We start from the raw sequence: 19,138 nt of genomic DNA on the forward strand, positions 1-19,138 counted from the left end.
GCCGACTGCTTCGGCCTGCGCCTGCTCAACCGCCGCGGCTGCTTCCCCAAGTTCGATAAGTTCATCGAGCAGACCAAGGACGTTTGGACCCACCTGGTCGACATCCGCAAGAGCTTCGAGCCGCGCGCCGAGGAGCTCGCCAAGAAGTACGCCCTGGCCCCCTACACCATGTTCATCGGCTCCGGCGCCCTGTGGGGCGAGACGATCCTGTTCTCGATGTGCATCCTGGAGGAGATGCAGTGGAAGCGCACCCGCTACATCACCTCGGCCGACTTCTTCCACGGCACCCTCGAGCTCGTGGAGCCCGGCGTCCCCGTGTTCCTGTTCATGGGCGAGGACGAGAACCGCAAGCTCGACGAGCGCGTCCGCGCGTTCCTGACCCGCGGCGTGACCGGCGACACCGACATCAACATCATCGACACCGCCGAGTTCGCGATCCCCGGCCTTGACGACGAGTTCCGCGTCATCGTGTCTCCGTGGATCCTCTCCTCGCTGATCACCGATCGCCTTGCCGCTTACTACGAGACGGTCACCAAGCACAACCTCAACTACCGTCGCTACTATCACCAGTTCGATTACTAATCGGCGACAAATTAGCTACTGATCAAGAAGCACCCTGCCCGGGCGCATGCGTCCGGGCATTTTTATGCCGAAGTTCGCAAGAAAGGGGAATCGAATGAGGCAGTTTATCGTGGCGTCCCATGCTCATTTCGCGTCTGGAATCGTCGAGAGCATCGGCCTGCTTTCCGGCGAGCGCGAAAACGTCCATGCGCTGTCTATGTATGTCGACGGAAACGAGGACCTGGTCAAGGAGGCTGCGGCGATTCTGGACGACTTTGCCGCGGACGATGAGGTCGTCGTTTGCACCGACCTCTTTGGCGGCAGCGTCAACAACGAGTTCACCAAGATCGTCCAGACGCGCCCCAACACGCACCTTGTGACCAATATGAACCTGCCGCTCCTTATTCAGCTGCTGTTCGTGCCCGACTCCACCCCGATCGATGAGGCCATTCGCCAGATCGTCGAGGCGGACGACACCAAGGTCAAGTACGTCAACGACCTGCTGGGGCAGGCCGAACTCGATGAGTTTTAATCGTTAGGAGCACATCATGATTCAGATGATTCGCGTGGACTATCGACTGCTTCACGGCCAGGTTGCCGTTAGCTGGACCTCGGCTCTGGGTGCCGACTGCATCCTGTTAGTGAGCGACACGGTCCTCAACGACAAGCTTCGTCTGCAGGCCCTGTCCCTTGCAAAGCCCGAAGGATGCAAGGTCGTCGTCAAAAACACCGAGGATGCCGTCAAGGCGCTCCAGAGCGGTGTGACCGACAAGTACAAGCTCTTCGTGGTTTGCGAGACGATCCAACAGGCCGGTGCCGTCGCCAAGGCGATGGGCGTCAAAAAGATCAACCTCGGCAATGTGGCCTTTAGCGAGGATGCCCGCCAGGTCTCGACGAGCGTATTCCTTACGTCCGAGAACGAGGCCTACGTGAAGGAGCTACTCGGCGAGGGCTATGAGCTGTTCATTCAGATGATTCCGGCGGATGCGAAGACTGACGCCGCAAAGGTCATCGGTTAGGGGCTGTCATGGTTATCAAGACGATCCTGATTTTCCTGATTGCCCTTTTGGGCTATTCGAGTGGCTGACCGGTACGAGTTACCTTCAGCGCCCCATTGTGCTCGGACCGTTGGTCGGCCTTGTCATGGGCGATGTGGTGACCGGCACCATTATGGGCGCCACGATGGAGCTTGCCATGGTCGGCGCCATCTCGGTCGGCGCCTATAACCCGCCCGATACGATTTCCGGCACTATCCTGGGTGTATCTCTTGCCATGCAGGCCGGCGCGGACGCTTCGGCGGCCCTGACCCTGGGTATTCCCATCGCAACGATCGTCCTGGCGCTCGATACGGCCCTGGGCCAGCCGGTCATGCTGCTGCTGGTGCACCGTATCGACAAAAACGTCGAGGACGGAGACACCAAGGCCATCACGCGCAACATGCTCATCGCCGGTTACGCGCAGAGCTGGTGCGGCCTGCTGATCATTCCCCTGGCATTCTTCTTTGGCGCCGATGCTGTTGCCAGCCTGCTCAACATCATCCCCGATTTCGTTCAGACCGGCATGGATGTCGCCGCCGCCTTCTTGCCCGCACTCGGCTTTGCGATGCTGGCGCAGATGATTATGAACAAAACAGTGGCTCCGTTCTTCTTCGCCGGCTTCTTCCTCGTCGCCTACTTTGGCATTAGCACGACGGGCGTGGCGATCTTTGCCGCGATTATCGTCGTCGCGATGACGGTTTTGGGTGACAAGAAAAAGGCGGAGCAGCCCGCAGCGGCAACCGAGGATCCTGCGATTGGGAGTGGGTTTGATGAGTTTTAAGTTTGAGTCTTCTTACAACGGGCTGATTTCCCGCGCAGACCTTAAGAAGCTGTTCTGGCGCTCGATTCCCTATGAGCATTCCTGGAACTACGAGCGTATGGGCCATATCGGCTTTATGTGGGCCCTTATGCCGATCCTTCGCAAGCTGTATCCGCAGGATGCGGACTTTAAGGCCGCACTCAAGCGCCATATGGAGCTCTATAACGTCACGCCGTATATCTCGACGCTCCCCATGTCCATTGCTGCCGCAATGGAAGAAGTCAACGCCACCGAAGATAACTTTGACACGAGCGCGATCTCTAATGTCAAGCTTGCTTTGATGGGACCGCTGTCCGGCGTGGGCGATGCCTTCTACTGGGGTACGCTGCGAATTTTGGCAACGGGTGTCGGCACGTCGCTGGCGCTGCAGGGCTCTATTCTTGGCCCGATTTTGTTCCTGCTCGTGTTCAACGTCCCCCACTACATCATCCGTTACCTGCTGACGTTTGTGGGATATCGCTTTGGCTCGGACATGATCAGCAAGGTCCAGGAATCGGGCATTATGGACACGATCGTCAAGATGGCCTCTATCATGGGCGCCATGGTGATCGGCGCTATGACCATGGAGATGGTCACCGTGGACATTCCGCTCATGGTCGGCGCGGGCGATGGCGCTCAGACGCTCGCCGAGCTGCTCAACGGAATCTTCCCGGGCTTTGTCACGATGGGGCTGTTTGGAATTGTCTATCTCATGCTCAAGAAGAAGATGAATCCGCTGCTCATCATGCTCGTGATCCTACTCGTGAGTATCGCCGGCGCGTTCTTTGGAGTGCTTGGTGTCCAGTAGGGTATCCGTCATAATTAAAACAATATAAGAGGGGGCGTCGCGCACATTGTGCTGCGGCGCCCTTTTGCCGAAAGGTGGACAAGATGGAGTATCCGCAGCTTGCCGTCATGAATATCAGCCATCGTTATTTTGACCTTGAGGAATTCTTTTCCTCGGCAGCGGCCTCGGGCTACACGTGTTGCGAGCTTTGGACCGGGGCGATGCATCTGTATGTCGATTGCCATGGATACGATTCGATCGAGCAGGTGCGGGAGCTGTCACAGCGGTATGGGGTTCGGATTGTGGGGCTTTGTCCCGAACAGAACAACCCCAAGCCGTGGAATATCGCGGCGCGCGGGAATGAGGCGCGTGCCCGCACGCTCGCGTACTTTAAGAACGTTGTGGATATCGCGGCGGAACTTGGAGCCGAGCAGGTCATGGTCTCGAGCGGCTGGGCATTTTTGAACGAGCCGATTGAGGATGCGTGGGGTCGCAGCGCCTCGATGCTGCGTGCGATTGCCGAGCATGCGGGAGAGCGCGGCGTGCGACTGGTGCTCGAGGCCCTACAGCCGGTTGAGTCGATGATCGTGAACTCGGCGGCCGATACGAAGCGCATGATCGAGGCAGTTGATCATCCGGCACTTAAGGCGTGTCTGGATATGGGCGCCATGGCGGTGGCGGGGGATACCATCGACGATTACTTCGACCTGCTTGGCGATGATGTCGCCCACGTGCATTTTGTCGATGTTGCGGCAGATGGCACGACGCATCTTGCCTGGGGTGACGGCGACCGCGATATGCGCGCTGACCTGGATAGGCTGGTGGCGCGCGGCTATCGCGGAGTTGTTTCGGCCGAGACCTATGACGGGCGCTATTTTGCCGACCCCGCAGCTGCCGATGCGCAGGTAATGGCAGAGTATCGTCGTGCGATTGGCGCCTAGGTGGGGTTGGGCTGCGGCAACCTACTCTATGTTTCCAGATGAATACGGTGTGAGCGGTTGCGACGGATTTTCCCCGCAAGCACTCTAGTATGCTAAAGTACCCAGAAGACCGGCGGAGCTATGCCGGTCTTCTGCTCTATATGAAACACAGCATGAGGAGGCTCACCAGATGACGGCCACACCGTGGGGGTTCCGGGACATATTGCCCGAGGAGGCTCAGGCGCGCGAGGAGATCGCATATACGGTGAAGGGCTGCTTCAGGGAGCATCATTACCTTCCGGTCGAAACGCCGCTGCTCGAGGACAAGGGTTCACTCGAGGATGGCGGCCGCATCGCGGACACGCCGTTTAAGCTTTTTGACGATGATGGCCGTCTGCTGGTGGTCCGTCCCGACAACACATTACCGATCGTGCGTCTGGTCTCGACCCGCATGCGCGCGGCCGACCTGCCCCTGCGCCTGCGCTATGAGGCGCCGGTGGTTCGCGAGTGCCAGCGCAATGCCGGTGGCTCGCGTCAGTTTACGCAGCTGGGCTTTGAGCTTATCGGTGCGGGCGATACCGCGGGCGATGTCGAGATTGTCTCGCTCGTGGCCGAGGCCGTGCGCGAGCTGGCGCTGCCCGATGCGCGCATTATCGCAGGTAGCGTGCGTCCGTTTAAGGAGCTGCTCGCGGCGTGCGAGGATCGCGAGCTGGCCGCCGAGGCCTTGCGCTGCGTGCACGCCAACGACTTTGTGGGCCTCGATGCCCGCGTGGCGGCAAGCGCCGAGTCCGATGCCGTCAAGGCCGCCATTAGCGAGTTGCCGCGTCTGCACGGCGGTGCCGAGGTACTCGACCGCGTGGACGCGCTGCTGGAGGCCGCCGGTATCGTCGCGCCGCTGACGCGCGAGCTGCGTGCCCTGGTCGAGGGCCTGGCACCCGAGGACGCCCAGGTGCTGTCGTTCGACTTCTCCATCATGAACTCTTTCGATTACTACACGGGCCTGGTCTTTAAGGCCTATGCCGGCGGCTTGCCCGATCCGGTCGGTTCGGGCGGACGCTATGACTCCATCTTTACCGGCGCATTTGGCGACGGCATCGAGGTGCCGGCGGCGGGCTTCGCCTTTTCGCTCGAGCGCCTGGAGGCCGCGCGCACCTCGGCCGAGGACGCCGCTTCCGATGGCGATCACGCCGTGGGTCGTGGCGTCGAGGGCCCGCTTCGCATCGCCGTGCCCAAGGGCTCGCTCAAGGCCGACACGCTCGACGTGCTCGAGGCCGCGGGCTTGGATGTCTCGGAGCTGCGCGACCCCGGCCGTCACCTGATCGTGCGCGGCCGCGACACGCGTGCCGGCGAGGGCGCGGTCGGCGATATCGAGTTTGTCATCGTGCGTCCCAGCGACGCGCCCGCCTTTGTGGGCTGCGGCGGTGCCGACTGCGGCATCTGCGGCTGGGACTCGCTCATCGAGGCCGACCTCAACCTGCTACAGCTGGTCGATCTGGGCTACGGCCTGTGCACCTTTATCGAGGCGGAACCCGCATGGCGCGCCGGTCAGGCCGAGCGCAACTATGCCCGTCGCGGGTCGCTTCGCGTGGCAACCAAATACCCGCGCATCGCGAGTGCCTGGTATGCCGAGCGCGGCGTGAACGCCGACATCGTTTCGCTGCATGGCAATATTGAGCTGGGGCCCATCGTCGGCATGACCGATCGCATCGTGGACATTACCGCCACTGGTGCCACCCTACGCGACAACGACTTGGTCATCACCGGCCGCATCATGGACTGCACGGCCCGCTTCTTTGTCAACCCGGGCGCCGCGCGCCTGGACCCGCGCGTTCGCAACCTGGCCGATCGCCTGGCGACTGCCGTGAAGGACAAGCATTTTGAGCCCGTCGCGGGCTCGGCACAATAGCGCGAGCGCGCACGGGCGCCCCAACGTCCGGGCGGCGGGCCGACTGACGCCGCCGCCCGGCCTCTCGTTTTTCGAACACAACCTCGACCGATAGGGGATACCGATATGAAGACTATCAAGCTTGCTCCCGGTGAGCGCCTCGTTACCAACCAGCTCAACCGCAAGGGCGTGCTGCCGCAAAACATCGTCGACGCCGCCCGCGATATCGTGGCCAACGTGCGCGCCAACGGCGATGCCGCGGTGCGCGATTACTGTCAGCGTTTTGACGGCGTTGAGCTGCAGAGCTTCCGTCTGCCGCAAGAGCAGATCGATGCCGCGCTCGAAGGCCTCGATCCCGCTTTCGTCGCGGCGCTCGAAAAGGCTGCACGCCAGATTCGCGAGTTCCACCAGCGCGAGGTCGAGCAGAGCTGGTTTACCACGCGCCCGGACGGCACGATGCTCGGCGTTAAGGTGACCCCGCTCGCGGCGGCCGGCATCTATGTACCGGGCGGTCGCGCGCAGTACCCTTCCACCGTGCTTATGAACGCCATTCCCGCCAAGGTCGCCGGCGTTGAGCGCGTGGTCATGGTGACCCCGCCGCAAAAAGATGGTCTGATTAGCCCCTATACGCTCGCGGCGGCCAAGCTCGGCGGCGTGGACGAAATCTATATGGTGGGCGGCGCCCAGGCCGTGGCCGCGCTGGCGTACGGTACCGAGACCATTCCGCGTGTCGACAAGATTACCGGCCCGGGTAACGCCTTTGTCGCCGCTGCCAAGCAGATTGTCTCGGGTGATGTGGGTATCGATATGGTCGCCGGTCCCTCCGAGGTCTGCGTGCTGGCCGACGCCACGGCCAAGCCCATGGTGGTCGCGGCCGACCTGATGGCCCAGGCCGAGCATGATCCGCTGGCGGCCTGCTATCTGGTGACCTGCGACGAGCAGTTTGCGCGTGAGGTTGAGGCAGGTATCGGCATCCTGGTGGCACAGTCCCCGCGTGCCGAGATCACGCGTGCCTCGCTCGACAACGAAGGCGCCATCGTGGTGGCCGCCGACATGGCGGCCGCCGTCGAGGCCGTGAACACCGTGGCGCCCGAGCACCTTGAGCTGCACTGCAAGGATGCGATGGGCCTGCTCGGCGGCATTCGCAACGCCGGCGCCATCTTTGTGGGCGCTTGGAGCTCCGAGCCGCTCGGCGATTACGTTGCCGGTCCCAACCACACGTTGCCGACCGGCGGCACGGCCATGTTCTCCAACCCGCTTTCGGTCGAAGAGTTCGTTAAGCGCTCGAGCGTTATATGCTATACGCCCGAGGGCCTGCTCTCCGACGCTCCCGCTACGCAGCGTCTGGCCGAGGCCGAGGGCCTGTGGGCGCACGCGCTTTCGGCCGCACTGCGTCGTCGTGTGCTGGAGCAGGGCGAGGATGCCGTGAGTGCCGAGTCGCTGGCTGCGGCCGACCTGACCAAGGTCGCCTGGCCGGGCGACGCCGTGGCGACGGTTGCCGAGGGCGTGGACCTGGCGGCTGCAGGCGCGGATGGCGCCGGTGCGACCGGCGGGGAGGCCTAATATGGCCGAGCTGACGCCCCGCATGAAGGAGCTTGTCCAGCCTTACCTGACCGGTATTGAGCCCTACGATCCTAACTTTACGCCCACGCGCATCAATCTTTCGGCCAACGAGAACACCTATCCCGTGCCCGCCGGCGTGCGCGAGGCGGTTGATGCGGCCCTGGCTGCCACGCCGCTCAACCGCTATCCCGATCCCATGTCGAACGACCTGCGCGACGAGCTTGCTGCCTGGCATGGCGTGGCGCGCGAGAATGTCTGCGTGGGAAACGGCGGCGACGAGCTGCTCTATAACTATCTGCTGGCGTTTGGTGGCGCGGGGAGGACCCTGCTCAACTGCCCGCCGTGCTTTAGCGAGTATGCCTTCTTTGCGTCTCTGTGCCAGACCGAGGTGCGCGATGTGTGGCGCGACCCGGCGACCTTTGAGCTCGACCAGGCAGCCGTGCTTGCGGCGGCACCCGAGTGCAACCTGGCCATCGTGACCTCGCCCAATAACCCCACGGGCGACGTGGCACCGCTCGACTTTGTCGCGGCGCTGTGCGATGCGTGCCCCGGCATGGTCATGGTCGACGAGGCCTACGTTGAGTTTGCCGACGATTCGTTTGGCGCGGCCACCACGGCGCAGGGGCTTATCGCCGAGCATCCCAACCTGGTGATTCTGCATACGTTGTCCAAGGCGTTTGGCGCTGCCGGTACGCGTCTGGGTTACGTGATCGCGGCACCCGAAGTCATCGACGTGTTCGCGGCGATTCGCCAGATCTATTCGGTCAATGTGCTGAGCCAGGCGGCGGCGCTTGCCTGCGTGCGTGCCCGCGATGCGTACGCGCCCGTGGTGGCACAGGTCGCATCCGAGCGCGAGCGCGAGCTGTGCGCCCTGCGCGCAATGGCTGCCGAGGGCCTGCCCGTGGAGGTATGGCCGAGCGCGGCGAACTTTGTGCTCGTGCGCACGCCGCATGCCACGCGCGTGCGCGAGCGTCTGCGCGACGAGTATTCAATTTTGGTGCGCGACTTTAGCTACGCGCCGGGGCTCGCGGACTGCCTGCGCATTACCGTGGGTACCCCGCAAGAAAACGACGAGGTGCTGGCCGCGTTTGCCGCGCTGGTGAAGGAGGAGATGTAGATGGACCGCTATGCCGAGGTAACCCGCAAGACGGGCGAGACCGACATTGTCGTAAAGCTCGACCTGGACGGATCTGGCGTGTGCGATATCTCGACCGGAGTGCCGTTTTTCGACCACATGCTCAACGCTTTTGGCCGCCATGGCCTGTTCGATCTGACGGTGCATGCGGTGGGCGACGTCGAGGTCGACGCGCACCACACCGTTGAGGACACGGGCATTGTGCTGGGCGAGGCGTTTTGCCAGGCGCTGGGCGACAAGGCGGGTATTACGCGCTTTGCCGACGCGGCGATCGCCATGGACGAGACACTCGTGATGGCCGCCGTGGATATCTCGGGTCGCGGGCAGGCCTATTGCGAGCTGCCCGTGCCGACTGAGCGCGTGGGCAGCTTTGATACCGAGCTGGCCGTCGAGTTCTTCTATGCCTTTGCGCGCGATGCCAAGCTCACGCTGCACGTGCGCGAGCTGGCGGGCGGCAATTCGCACCACATTATCGAGGCCGCCTTTAAGGCAGTGGGCCGCACGATGCGCCGCGCCTGCGAACTCGATCCCCGCGTGCAGGGTATCCCCAGCACTAAGGGCTCGCTGTAACCGTCACAAGGGTAAAACCACCACGAAGATGCCTGTCCTCTTTGTGGTGGTTTTGGATGATGAGAAGTGGAGGGGTCGCGTGGGCGAACCGAAGATCGTGGTGGTCGACTACCACAAGGGCAACTTGTCGAGCGTCGTGCGCGGGCTTGCGCGCGCCGGTGCTGCCGCCTGCACGTCGGACGATCCGGAGCAGATCCGCAACGCCGACGGCCTGGTCATCCCGGGCGTGGGTGCGTTCTATGACGCGATCGCCTTTATGCGTCAGAGCGGCGAGGAGGTGGCCGTGCTCGATGCCGTTGCCGCCGGAACTCCGCTGCTCGGCATCTGCCTGGGCCTTCAGCTGTTTTTTGAGCGCGGCAACGAGGGCGTGCCTGCGAACGAGGACGCGGACGCGGACGACGATGCCTCCGAGCAGGCCGGTGGTCCCTGGGTCGATGGCCTGGGCATCATGCGTGGCTCGTGCACGCACCTGGAGTCGAGCCGTCTGAAGGTCCCGCACGTGGGCTGGGACCAGGTGCGCATGACGCCCGCCGGTGCGGCCGATCCGTTGCTTGCCGGTTTTGCCGAGGGCGCCAACATGTATTTCACTCACAGCTACGCGGTGGCCGACGACGTCGATGCCGCCGATGTGTTGGCGCGCACGCACTATACACGGAGCTTCCCGTGCATCGTGCGCCACGGCAACGTGTGGGGCTGCCAGTTCCATCCCGAGAAATCCTCTGCGCTGGGTCAGCGCATCCTTAAGAACTTCGTGAGCATCGTCGAGGGGGCCGGCCGATGATTCTGTTTCCCGCAATCGATTTGATCGGCGGCAAGGTCGTGCGCCTGGAGCGCGGCGACCGGAGCCGCTGTAAGGTGTATTCTGACGACCCCGTGGCCGTTGCCCGCTCCTTTGCCGAGCAGGGCGCGAGCTGGGTGCACGTCGTCGACCTGTCCGCTGCCTTTGGCGAGGACGAGGACGCGCGCGCTGCCAACTCGGCAGCGATTAAGGCCATCTGCGGCGTCGACGGTCTGTCCGCGGACGTGGGCGGCGGCGTTCGTTCGCTCGCGCGCATCGACGAGCTGGCCGGCTACGGCGCGCGTCGCATCGCGCTAGGCACGGTGCTCGTGACCGAGCCGGGATTTGCCGAGGTGGCGGCGCAAGGCTTTGGCGAGTTACTGGTGGCAGACATTGCCGCCCGTGACGGCCAGGTCAAGGTGAATGGTTGGCGCGACGGCGCGGGTGTGGCGCTCGACGACGCCGTGGCGCAGCTCACCGAGCTGGGCTTTAAGCATCTGGTGTATACCGACATCGCGCGCGATGGCATGCAGACGGGCATCGACGTGGCGGCGTATCGCCATGTGGCCGAGGTCGCGGGCTTTCCCGTCGTGGCTTCGGGCGGCATCTCGACGCTCGACGATATCCGCGCACTGGCCGCGGTGGGCGAGGGCGCTATTGAGGGCGCCATCACCGGTCGCGCGCTCTACGAGGGCAACTTTACGCTGGTACAGGCGTTGGCCGCCGCGCGAGGGGAGGAGTAGCCCATGCTTACCAAACGCGTCATTCCCTGCCTGGACGTTAAGGACGGCCGCGTGGTCAAGGGCGTCAACTTTGTGAGCCTGCGCGATGCGGGCGATCCGGTGGAGCTTGCCCGTGCCTACGATCGCGAGGGTGCGGACGAGGTCGTGTTCCTGGACATCACTGCCACGAGCGACAACCGTGCGACGACCATCGAGATGGCGGCGCATGCGGCCGAGGAGCTCGCCATTCCCTACACCGTGGGCGGTGGCTTTCGCGACCTTGCGGGCATGCGAACGATGGTGGCGGCCGGTGCCGACAAGGTATCGCTCAACTCTGCCGCCGTGCGCGACCCGTCGCTGATCAGCCAAGCTGCCGCGGCGTTTGGCAGCCAGGCCGTGGTCGTGGCGATCGATGCCAAGCGCGTCGGCCTGCCTGGGCAGCCGGATGCCGACAAGTGGGAGGTCTTTACCGCGGGAGGCCGCAATGCCACGGGTATCGACGCGGTGGCGTGGGCCGAGGAGGCGGCTCGCCGCGGCGCCGGCGAGATCTTGCTGACCAGCATGGACCGCGACGGCACCAAGGCCGGCTTTGACCTGGCACTCACCCGCGCCGTGGCGCGTGCGGTGCCGATTCCCGTCATCGCGAGCGGTGGCGTGGGCACGCTCGAGCATTTTGCCGAGGGCGTGATCGAGGGCGAGGCCGATGCCGTGCTGGCGGCCAGCGTCTTTCACTTTGGAACTTTCAGCATTCGCCAGGTGAAGGAGTATATGGCCAGCCAAGGCATCCCTGTGAGGCTGGACTTCTAGTGCTGCGGCTTGCCCAGGCACCGCATCTTGCCGCTCAAACCGTCGCTCGCGTACCAAAGTACGCGTCGCTCCTCTTTCGCGGCAACCTGCGGCACCTGGACAACCCTCGCCGACCTGTGGGATTTCGTTTGTTACTTGGGAGAAATGATGACTGAGGTAATAAATGCTACCGAGCTTAAATACGACGCCCGCGGGCTGATTCCTTGCGTGGTTCAGCAGCATGACACCGGTGAGGTGCTTATGGTTGCTTGGATGAACGAGGAATCGGTGGGGCTGACGCTCAAGACCGGGACCACGTGGTTTTGGAGTCGCAGCCGTCAGGAGCTCTGGAACAAGGGCGCGACGAGTGACAACATGCAGGAGGTCAAGGAGCTCTGGGCCGACTGCGATAGCGATACGCTGCTGGTCAAGGTGGACTCACCGGGCCCGGCCTGCCATACCGGCAACCGTACCTGCTTCTTTAAGCGCGTGGAAGGGGGAGTGTGATGAAAGCCGTGACGCCGTTCGAGGTCGCCGACTGCAACACCGAGCTCCTCCGCGCGGGCGTGCCATGCCGCGTGCACCTGACTGATGCCTGCGGGGCGCAGTCGCTTTGGCTCGAGGCCGAGAAGGAAAGGCTCAATGAGGCCCATGCCGTCATCGTCGAGTTCTTTGAGAAAAAGGGCGCAAAGCCTCGGTTCGATGAGACCGGTACCTACTTTACGCTGCAGTAACGAGAGGAAATAACCATGGGAGTCAGAACAGCTAACGTGCAGCCGGGAAATATCGGCGAGACGCTGACGGGTCTGGCCGAGGTGATTCACGGTCGTCGCGATGCGTCGCCACAGGAGAGCTACACCGCCCGTCTGCTGACCGACGTCGAGGACGAGCTTCTCAAGAAGCTTGCCGAGGAGGCGAGCGAGGTGATCATGGCCTGCAAGGATAACGACCACGATCACATCCGCTACGAGGCCGGCGACCTGATCTACCACCTGCTCGTGACGCTCGAGCGCTACGGCATCACCCTCGACGAACTGGCCGGCGAACTCAACGCCCGCCGCCACTAGTCATTGGGGACGTTCTTAAACGACTAGTTAGGCGAGGGGCGTGGATTCCCATTCGCCGGTGGGGTGGGGGATATCGAAGGCCCGGTAGCCGCAGTCGTAGGCGTGGGCCTGGGCCTCGCGGATGTTCCAGCAGATGTCGCAGGCGCGGTGCGCGTCCGAGCCAAAGGTGATGGGCACCTCGGCATGGGCGAAGCGGCGCAACAGCCCGGTCGCGGGGTAGTAATCGTCGAGCCCCTTGCGCGGTGCGGCGGTCGAGACCTCAACGCGGCGACCCGTATCGTGGGCGCATTCGGCCATCTGCTCCCAAAACGGCGCGGGGTCAAAGTCGGGTGCAAAGCCGTCCTTCGAAAAGCGCATGACCAGGTCGGGATGGGCCATCGCGTCAAAGTTGAGTGAGCTTTCGCAAGCACGGCACCAGTCGTCGACGTAGCACTCCCACACGCCGCGCACGCCTAAGTTTTCCCAAACATGCAAGTTGGTATCGTCGTCGATCCAGCCGCAAAGGGAATCGGGTGTATCGGGGCGCGCGACGTCCTCTGTCCCTGCCGTGCCCGCGGCGCCTGCCGCAATATCGCCCGGGTTGCCAATCCAGTGCACGCTGCCCAGACGTACGACGGCGCCCTGGGACCAGTGCTCTACCAAGGGCTCGCAGCCCTCGTACCAATCGCATTCAAAACCGTAGATAAAGGTGAGCTCCGGCGCAATCTGCGCGGCGAGTTTGCGGGCGTCCTCAAAGGACAAACGATGTGCCGGCAAGTCGCCCTCGACGACCTGCACCTCGCAGTTAGCATCCATACTGGCGGGCAGGGTAAGGTGGTCGGTCGAGACCATGACGCGGCAGCCGGCGGCAGCAGCGGCACGGACGTTGTCCTCGAACGAGGCGTGCCCGTCCGAGAACGAGGTATGAGTATGGCAATCGACCAGCGGGCAGGCGGGCATGGTGACTCCTTTGCGTCAAGCGAATCCGCTTCATTGTAATGGCGCAGCCTCGGCGCGGCGGGAACGCTGCAAGTCGAAACCGACTGGAAAGGGCAGGCGGCGCGTGCCGGCGCCGGCGACTACTTGCTTCGTGCCGCCACGCGTTTGGCCTGCACCGTTACCATCGCGTGTCTTACGGCGGTGATGGGGCGATAGCGGATCATACGCGGTCCCGACCAGCGCATGATCTCGCGGATCTTCTCGCGCATGGCAGGCCGGTAGCAATGCGAAGGACAGGCCGAGCAAAATGTCTTGGTGCCCATGTGCGGGCAGTGCTCAATGCGCGCGATGGCGTATTTCTGCAGCTCGGCGCATTCGGGGCAGAGCGTAATGGTCCGAAGGCCGAGCTTCACGCGCACGGGCTCATCGTCGCCAGCCTGTTCGACCGCATGCCCGCCGCCATGATGCCCACGACACCACAGCGCAATCATCTGCGACACCATTTGGGCCTCGCGCTCACGTTTGCGTGCCAGCTCCGGTGTGTCGGCGGTGCGCGCCATCTAGCTCAGCCTCCCGTGCTCGACCGAAAGCGAGCAATCGGCAAAGGCGCAGGTGCTGGCACGGTGGCTTACGAGTACGATGGTCTTGCCGCGGCGCTTGAGCTCGTCAACGGCCTGCATTACGGACGCCTCGTTGAGGGCGTCGAGTGCGCTGGTGGGCTCGTCGAGCAAGATGAAAGGCGCGTCGTTGAGGAAGATGCGCGCAAGGCCGATGCGTTGGCGCTCGCCGCCCGAGAGCGAGTCGCCCAGCTCGGCAACCGGGGTGTCGAGACCCTGCGGCAGGCGGTCGATGAGGGCGGTAAGCGAAGCGGAGCGGCAAGCGTCGAGCAGCTCGGCATTGGTGGCGTTGGCGTGCGCGACCAGCAGATTCTCGCGTACGGTGCCGCAGAACAGATGTGTGTCCTGGGTCATATAGGCCTCGTGGCTGCGCAGGCTCGCCGTGTTGATGTGGCGGGCATCGACACCGCTCACCGTGATGGTGCCGGCTGCGGGGTCCCAAAAGCGCATGAGCAGCTTAAGCAGCGTCGACTTGCCCGAGCCCGAGCGCCCCATGATGCAGGTCATGGTACCGGGCGCAAAGGTGCAGGTCACGTCGTCGAGGATGAGATTCGCAGCGGCGTCGTTCGCGACCTGCTCTGTGGCGCCGGCACCGCCCGCGTCCACGCCGCCCGCATAGCTAAAGCTCACATGCTCGGCTGCGGCGCCGGCAAACTCAACGTCCTGTCCATCGGCGACCTCGGCGCACTGGGGCCGCTCGTCGAGCAAATCGAGCACGCGTGCGCCCGAAGCGAGCGTCTCCTGCAGTGAGGCGCCCAGGCGGCTCACGGCCATTACCGAACCAAACGACGACACAAAGGTAAAGACGGCGACAAACGCTGCGGCAAAATCAATCGTTCCCGCAGCCACCAGCTGCAGCGCATGCCCGAGCATCACCAGATTGGCCGCAAGAATAAGCGCATCGGCTACGGCCTCGCTGGCCGCCTGGCGGCGCTTGAGGCGCGCGTCCACGGCGCCGACTTGCTCGGTCAGCTTGGCCAGGGCACGGCTGCGATCGGCGCCACCGGCGAACTGGATAGTCTCGGACGCGCCGCGTAGACTGTCGAGCACATAGGCGCCCAGCTTACCGGCGCCCTCGCGGCTCTGGCGGCCGGTGGTGCCGCATGCCTTGGCCGAGGTCAGGGGCAGTAGCACGCCCAGGACCGCGTAGGCCACGAGCGCGATGCCCGCGAGCTCGGGGCTCACAGCCAGCAAAAAGCCCTCAAACACAACGGTGCAGACCAGAGCGATTGCAATGGGCGAGATGGTGTGCGCGTAGAAGACCTCGAGCAGCTCGATATCCGAGGTGACCAGGCTCACGAGCTCGCCCTTGCCACGGCCCTCGAGCTTGGCGGGGGCGAGCTGGCGCAGGGCACCAAACACCAGGTTGCGAATGTGTGCGAGCAGACGGAATGCGATGTAATGGTTGCAGAGCTGCTCGCCGTAGTGGAGCGGCCCGCGTGCGATGCCGCAGGCGGCACAGGCCGCGCATGCTGCGATAAGACCAAGCCCCAAGGCGTTGCGGCCCAGCGCGGCCATAAGGCCAAGGGCGCCAAAGGCCGGCACGAACGCGGCGGTGAGCATACCAATGCTGCCTAGCGCGACGGCTAGCACAAGCCAGCCGGCAAGCGGTCGGACGAGCCCCATCATGCGCCACATGATGGACGGCGCCGAGCGACGGACGCGGCCGGAGTCAAGCGCCGCGGCAGCGGAAGACGAGCTAGCACCGTTGAGGCCATCGGTACAGGCAGCGCTGCCGTCAACAGCCTCAACCGCGCCGGCATCTTCGACGTCCTCGGCATCATCCTCCGCATACGCATATGCCGAGAGCTGCTCCTGGCTGTTCCACATGCGCGCATAGGCGCCCGCGGTGGCCAAGAGCTCGCCGTGAGTCCCGTGCTCGGCAATACGGCCACGCTCCAGCACCAGGATCTGATCGGCGCCTACGATCGTCGACAGGCGGTGTGCCACCACGATTGCGGTGTGCCCGCCGGCGAGCGATGCAATGACCTCGCCGATTGCGGCTTCGCTTGCGGCGTCCACATTGCTCGTCGCCTCGTCAAACACATAGATCGGCGAGTCGTGCAGCAGGGCGCGGGCCATGCACACGCGCTGGCGCTGACCGCCCGAAAGGTTGGTGCCGCCCTCGTTAATCACCATGTCGAGCCCGCCGTTGGCCTGCACAAAGGCCGCCACGCGCGTGCGGTCGAGTGCGCGCAAAAGCTCGGTATCGGTGGCGCTGGGCTGGGCGAGCAGCAGGTTGTCGCGCAGGGTGCCGGCAAACAGGTGACCGTTGGTGGGCACCAGGGTGACGGCGCGCATGAGTGAGGCGGCCGTGGCGTCGCGCAGCTCGACGCCGCCGATGCGAACGCTGCCACGGTAGGCACCCTTGCGGCCCGCGATAATCCCCGCGATCGTGGACTTGCCGCCGCCGCTTTCGCCCACGAGTGCCACGAGCGAGCCGTGCGCAATGGTCGCGCTGGCGCTGTCCAGCACCGTGCGGTCGCCGTATGCATAGCTCACGCCCGCGAGCTCGATATCGCCGCGACCGTCAAGCTCAACATCGCCGCGCTCGGGCTCGGGCGTATCCAAAATGCCAAACATGCGGCGCGAGGCGGCCATGCCGTTCATGGCCGTGTGGAACAGCGATCCCAGGCGGCGCATGGGCAAAAAGAACTCCTGTGACAGAAAGACGATGAGGAAGGCAGCCTCAAAGCCAATCTTGCCCGTGGCGAGCTGCAGCGTGGCTACGATAATGCCGAGCGCGGCGCCCATATAGACGACCAGGTCCATAACGCAAATGGAGCGCAGCTGCATCACCAGCAGGCGCATGGTCGCCGTGCGGAAACGCTCGGACTCGGTGTTGATACGCTCGTGCCAGCTGCGATCGGCCTGGTAGACCTTAAGGGTGGTGAGACCCTGCACGGCCTCCAGGAACATGCCGCCAAGATCGACATAGCTGCCCCAGTACTCGGCACCGATCTTTTTGGCGTTGCGCATGACCATCATAATGGAGACGGGGATGACCGGAACGCAGGCGAGCAGCAGCGCGGCGGGAAGACCCGCCTGGCCCACGAGCAGTGCAAACAGCGTGATGGGTGCCAAGCCCGCAAAGAAGAGCTGCGGCAGGTAGCCGCCAAAGTACACCTGGAGTTGCGTGGCGCCCTCGACGCTGGTCTGGACGGCCTCGGCGGTGGGGACGGTCTCGGTGTAGGAGGGGCCGAGTGCGGTGAGCTTGTCGTAGACGAGCGAGCGCACGCGGCGGACGGCCTCGAACGCGGCCTTGTCGCCGGCGCGTTGGGCCAGGTAGATGGAGACGGCGCGCACGATGGTGGCGGCGGCGAGCGGCAAGGCCGCCTGTGCGAGGGCGTCGACGGCGAGCGCGGCGGAAAGACCGTCCGTGACGATGCCGCCCAAGATGCGCGCAAGCACCCACATCACCGTGATGTTTGCCATGAGCGCGATCCACTTAAACAGGACGCTTGCCATAATGTGGGGCGTTGCCTGCGGAACCAGGGAGAAGAGCCGCTTCTCGAACATGAAACCTCCTATACCGTAACGGTGCCGGGCGGGGTTCTCGGCAGCCGCTTAGTTAGCCAAATGCAACTAGAGTAACATCGTGCAGCGGGTAAGTATGCCGAGGGCTATTTTTTGGCCGATGAACTGCGTAGAAAGTTCAAAATAGTTGAGTGCGGCGAACTTTGTGGTGGACGGAGTGCGGGCGCAATTCTGATCGTGTGCGGCCCCGCTCCAAAACGTGTACGTCAGCCTCCAAAAGCTGCAAAAAATGACATGTTTGGAGGCTGACGTACACGTTTGGATAGGGGCGAGGGCGGCGACGGACGAAAGTCACGCCTGTGCCACGTCCGATGTGCTAGCGTTTGGGTGAATAAAACGAGCCCGCGCGGAAAGGATCCGGACCGTATGCAATGCGATAGTACATCCCCGCTGTCTCGCGAGACCGATGCACCCGAAACTATCGTCAAGCTGGAGTGCGACATCGACGATGCGTCGCCCGAGGTACTCGCCTATGCCGCCGACCGCCTGCGCGAGGCGGGCGCCCGCGAGGTGCACTGGCTGCCCGTTTATTGCAAGAAAGGCCGTCCCGGCTGGCAGCTGCAGGTGATCTGCTCGCATGAGGATATCGAACGTCTACAGACGATTATCTTTTTGGAAACCACGACCAATGGCATCCGCCGCCAGGTTATGGAGCGTGTTTGCCTGCCACGCCGCTTTGAGCGCGTAGCGACGCCATGGGGCGAGGTGTCCGTTAAAGTGGCCACCCTGCCCGACGGCAGCGAGCGCGCGGCGCCCGAGTACGAGGACTGCGCCCGCCTTGCCCGTGAGTGCGACGTGCCGCTCCAGCGCGTGATGCAGGCGGCACAAGCCTCGGCACTGCGATTTGAGTAACGCGGCCGGTGGCACGCCACGTCCAGCCCCATCAACCCCACCCGAAAGGACCACCATGAAATACCTCATCGCCTCCGACATTCACGGCTCGGCATACTGGACAGAGCGCCTGTGCGCCGCCATCGAATCCGAGCAGCCCGGCCGCATCGTTCTGCTGGGCGACCTGCTCTACCACGGCCCGCGCAACGACCTGCCGCGCGACTATGCCCCCAAGCGTGTGATTCCGCTGCTCAACGCTCTGGCCGACCGCATCATCGCGGTGCGCGGTAACTGTGACGCCGAGGTCGACCAGATGGTCCTCGACTTTCCCGTCATGGCCGACTACGCCACGCTGTTCGACGAGACCGGCCGCGAGCTGTTCCTGACGCACGGCCACGTCTTTGGCGCCGGCATGCACAACAGCGTCGACCACGCGCCCGCGCTGCCCGAGGGCTCCGCGCTCGTCTACGGCCATACGCACATTAAGGTCAACGAAGCGAGCGCGACGCACCCGGGCCTGTGGCTCTTCAATCCCGGTAGCGTGAGCATTCCCAAAGACGGCACGCACAGCTACGGTATCTACGAGGGCGGCGCGTTCCGCCACGTGATCCTGGAGGAGGAGTAA

21 protein-coding genes are annotated in these 19,138 nt (G+C 63.8%); 18 read left to right on the top strand and 3 right to left on the bottom strand.

Annotation, left to right across the window (positions count from 1 at the left end; translation table 11 throughout):
* From DWX39_RS08610 to hisE, 16 genes are all read left to right on the top strand, one after another.
* On the top strand, nt 1–582 hold a 582-nt coding region (locus tag DWX39_RS08610; protein WP_369832169.1), incomplete at its 5' end, for an SIS domain-containing protein.
* Nucleotides 583–676: 94 nt separating this feature from the next.
* Complete coding sequence (locus DWX39_RS08615) at nt 677–1,093, top strand: PTS sugar transporter subunit IIA (RefSeq protein WP_117757609.1); 417 nt, start codon at nt 677–679, stop codon at nt 1,091–1,093.
* A gap of 16 nt (nt 1,094–1,109) precedes the next feature.
* Nucleotides 1,110–1,580, top strand: a complete 471-nt coding sequence (locus DWX39_RS08620) for a PTS sugar transporter subunit IIB (RefSeq protein WP_117759404.1) — start codon at nt 1,110–1,112, stop codon at nt 1,578–1,580.
* A complete protein-coding gene (locus DWX39_RS08625; protein WP_199411481.1) occupies nt 1,546–2,379 on the top strand; it encodes a PTS sugar transporter subunit IIC in 834 nt (277 codons plus the stop codon). Before DWX39_RS08620 ends, DWX39_RS08625 begins: the two co-directional genes overlap by 35 nt.
* Complete coding sequence (locus tag DWX39_RS08630; RefSeq protein WP_117759406.1) at nt 2,369–3,205, top strand: PTS system mannose/fructose/sorbose family transporter subunit IID; 837 nt, start codon at nt 2,369–2,371, stop codon at nt 3,203–3,205. The genes DWX39_RS08625 and DWX39_RS08630 overlap by 11 nt, the downstream gene beginning before the upstream one ends.
* Nucleotides 3,206–3,288: 83 nt before the next feature.
* Entirely contained in the window at nt 3,289–4,125 is an 837-nt protein-coding gene (locus tag DWX39_RS08635) for a sugar phosphate isomerase/epimerase (protein ID WP_117759408.1), read from the top strand.
* A gap of 169 nt (nt 4,126–4,294) precedes the next feature.
* On the top strand, nt 4,295–6,010 hold the full coding sequence (gene hisG / locus DWX39_RS08640) for an ATP phosphoribosyltransferase (protein ID WP_117759410.1): 1,716 nt from the start codon (nt 4,295–4,297) through the stop codon (nt 6,008–6,010).
* 105 nt (nt 6,011–6,115) lie between these two features.
* On the top strand, nt 6,116–7,552 hold the full coding sequence (gene hisD, locus DWX39_RS08645; protein WP_117759412.1) for a histidinol dehydrogenase: 1,437 nt from the start codon (nt 6,116–6,118) through the stop codon (nt 7,550–7,552).
* Between the two features lies 1 nt (nt 7,553).
* A complete protein-coding gene (gene hisC, locus DWX39_RS08650) occupies nt 7,554–8,669 on the top strand; it encodes a histidinol-phosphate transaminase (RefSeq protein ID WP_199411482.1) in 1,116 nt (371 codons plus the stop codon).
* Nucleotides 8,670–9,257 carry an imidazoleglycerol-phosphate dehydratase HisB gene (gene hisB / locus DWX39_RS08655; protein WP_117757617.1) on the top strand — a complete coding sequence of 196 codons (588 nt, stop codon included), beginning with the start codon at nt 8,670–8,672 and terminating at the stop codon, nt 9,255–9,257.
* A gap of 79 nt (nt 9,258–9,336) precedes the next feature.
* Entirely contained in the window at nt 9,337–10,038 is a 702-nt protein-coding gene (locus DWX39_RS08660; RefSeq protein ID WP_118334194.1) for an imidazole glycerol phosphate synthase subunit HisH, read from the top strand.
* Nucleotides 10,035–10,778 (top strand): HisA/HisF-related TIM barrel protein, encoded by a 744-nt coding sequence (locus tag DWX39_RS08665; protein WP_117759416.1) that lies wholly within the window; start codon nt 10,035–10,037, stop codon nt 10,776–10,778. Before DWX39_RS08660 ends, DWX39_RS08665 begins: the two co-directional genes overlap by 4 nt.
* A 3-nt stretch (nt 10,779–10,781) precedes the next feature.
* The gene (gene hisF / locus DWX39_RS08670) at nt 10,782–11,564 is read left to right on the top strand and encodes an imidazole glycerol phosphate synthase subunit HisF (protein WP_117759418.1); all 783 of its coding nucleotides are present in this window, start codon (nt 10,782–10,784) and stop codon (nt 11,562–11,564) included.
* Nucleotides 11,565–11,711: 147 nt separating this feature from the next.
* Nucleotides 11,712–12,050 (top strand): phosphoribosyl-AMP cyclohydrolase, encoded by a 339-nt coding sequence (gene hisI / locus DWX39_RS08675; RefSeq protein ID WP_117759420.1) that lies wholly within the window; start codon nt 11,712–11,714, stop codon nt 12,048–12,050.
* Nucleotides 12,050–12,277: a hypothetical protein gene (locus DWX39_RS08680; RefSeq protein WP_117759422.1), complete on the top strand. Its 228-nt coding sequence runs from the start codon at nt 12,050–12,052 to the stop codon at nt 12,275–12,277. Before hisI ends, DWX39_RS08680 begins: the two co-directional genes overlap by 1 nt.
* 15 nt (nt 12,278–12,292) lie before the next feature.
* Nucleotides 12,293–12,610: a phosphoribosyl-ATP diphosphatase gene (gene hisE, locus DWX39_RS08685; protein ID WP_117583614.1), complete on the top strand. Its 318-nt coding sequence runs from the start codon at nt 12,293–12,295 to the stop codon at nt 12,608–12,610.
* A 27-nt stretch (nt 12,611–12,637) separates the two neighbouring features.
* Here the strand turns inward: hisE and DWX39_RS08690 are convergent, their stop codons facing one another.
* The 3 genes from DWX39_RS08690 to DWX39_RS08700 form a co-directional block, all read right to left on the bottom strand.
* Complete coding sequence (locus DWX39_RS08690) at nt 12,638–13,549, bottom strand: PHP domain-containing protein (protein WP_117759424.1); 912 nt, start codon at nt 13,547–13,549, stop codon at nt 12,638–12,640.
* A gap of 119 nt (nt 13,550–13,668) precedes the next feature.
* Nucleotides 13,669–14,088 carry a nitrous oxide-stimulated promoter family protein gene (locus DWX39_RS08695; RefSeq protein WP_117654881.1) on the bottom strand — a complete coding sequence of 140 codons (420 nt, stop codon included), beginning with the start codon at nt 14,086–14,088 and terminating at the stop codon, nt 13,669–13,671.
* Nucleotides 14,089–17,664: an ATP-binding cassette domain-containing protein gene (locus DWX39_RS08700; RefSeq protein WP_117759426.1), complete on the bottom strand. Its 3,576-nt coding sequence runs from the start codon at nt 17,662–17,664 to the stop codon at nt 14,089–14,091.
* 384 nt (nt 17,665–18,048) lie between these two features.
* On the opposite strand from DWX39_RS08700, the gene larC reads away from it, so the two are divergent.
* Nucleotides 18,049–18,534: a nickel insertion protein gene (gene larC, locus DWX39_RS08705; RefSeq protein ID WP_117759428.1), complete on the top strand. Its 486-nt coding sequence runs from the start codon at nt 18,049–18,051 to the stop codon at nt 18,532–18,534.
* 55 nt (nt 18,535–18,589) lie between these two features.
* Nucleotides 18,590–19,138: a phosphodiesterase gene (gene yfcE, locus DWX39_RS08710; RefSeq protein WP_117759430.1), complete on the top strand. Its 549-nt coding sequence runs from the start codon at nt 18,590–18,592 to the stop codon at nt 19,136–19,138.

The sequence above is a fragment of the Collinsella sp. AF19-1LB genome, assembly GCF_003459655.1.
Taxonomy (GTDB): domain Bacteria; phylum Actinomycetota; class Coriobacteriia; order Coriobacteriales; family Coriobacteriaceae; genus Collinsella.

Bases quoted from the DNA above. Each gene is read 5' to 3' on its own strand.
- hisF (WP_117759418.1), top strand. From the start codon at position 10,782: ATGCTTACCAAACGCGTCATTCCCTGCCTGGACGTTAAGGACGGCCGC.
- DWX39_RS08620 (WP_117759404.1), top strand. From the start codon at position 1,110: ATGATTCAGATGATTCGCGTGGACTATCGACTGCTTCACGGCCAGGTT.
- hisE (WP_117583614.1), top strand. From the start codon at position 12,293: ATGGGAGTCAGAACAGCTAACGTGCAGCCGGGAAATATCGGCGAGACG.
- DWX39_RS08615 (WP_117757609.1), top strand. From the start codon at position 677: ATGAGGCAGTTTATCGTGGCGTCCCATGCTCATTTCGCGTCTGGAATC.
- DWX39_RS08700 (WP_117759426.1), bottom strand. From the start codon at position 17,664: ATGTTCGAGAAGCGGCTCTTCTCCCTGGTTCCGCAGGCAACGCCCCAC.
- DWX39_RS08690 (WP_117759424.1), bottom strand. From the start codon at position 13,549: ATGCCCGCCTGCCCGCTGGTCGATTGCCATACTCATACCTCGTTCTCG.
- hisI (WP_117759420.1), top strand. From the start codon at position 11,712: ATGACTGAGGTAATAAATGCTACCGAGCTTAAATACGACGCCCGCGGG.
- yfcE (WP_117759430.1), top strand. From the start codon at position 18,590: ATGAAATACCTCATCGCCTCCGACATTCACGGCTCGGCATACTGGACA.
- hisD (WP_117759412.1), top strand. From the start codon at position 6,116: ATGAAGACTATCAAGCTTGCTCCCGGTGAGCGCCTCGTTACCAACCAG.
- larC (WP_117759428.1), top strand. From the start codon at position 18,049: ATGCAATGCGATAGTACATCCCCGCTGTCTCGCGAGACCGATGCACCC.
- DWX39_RS08665 (WP_117759416.1), top strand. From the start codon at position 10,035: ATGATTCTGTTTCCCGCAATCGATTTGATCGGCGGCAAGGTCGTGCGC.
- DWX39_RS08680 (WP_117759422.1), top strand. From the start codon at position 12,050: ATGAAAGCCGTGACGCCGTTCGAGGTCGCCGACTGCAACACCGAGCTC.
- hisB (WP_117757617.1), top strand. From the start codon at position 8,670: ATGGACCGCTATGCCGAGGTAACCCGCAAGACGGGCGAGACCGACATT.
- DWX39_RS08695 (WP_117654881.1), bottom strand. From the start codon at position 14,088: ATGGCGCGCACCGCCGACACACCGGAGCTGGCACGCAAACGTGAGCGC.
- hisG (WP_117759410.1), top strand. From the start codon at position 4,295: ATGACGGCCACACCGTGGGGGTTCCGGGACATATTGCCCGAGGAGGCT.
- DWX39_RS08635 (WP_117759408.1), top strand. From the start codon at position 3,289: ATGGAGTATCCGCAGCTTGCCGTCATGAATATCAGCCATCGTTATTTT.
- DWX39_RS08625 (WP_199411481.1), top strand. From the start codon at position 1,546: ATGCGAAGACTGACGCCGCAAAGGTCATCGGTTAGGGGCTGTCATGGT.
- DWX39_RS08630 (WP_117759406.1), top strand. From the start codon at position 2,369: ATGAGTTTTAAGTTTGAGTCTTCTTACAACGGGCTGATTTCCCGCGCA.
- hisC (WP_199411482.1), top strand. From the start codon at position 7,554: ATGGCCGAGCTGACGCCCCGCATGAAGGAGCTTGTCCAGCCTTACCTG.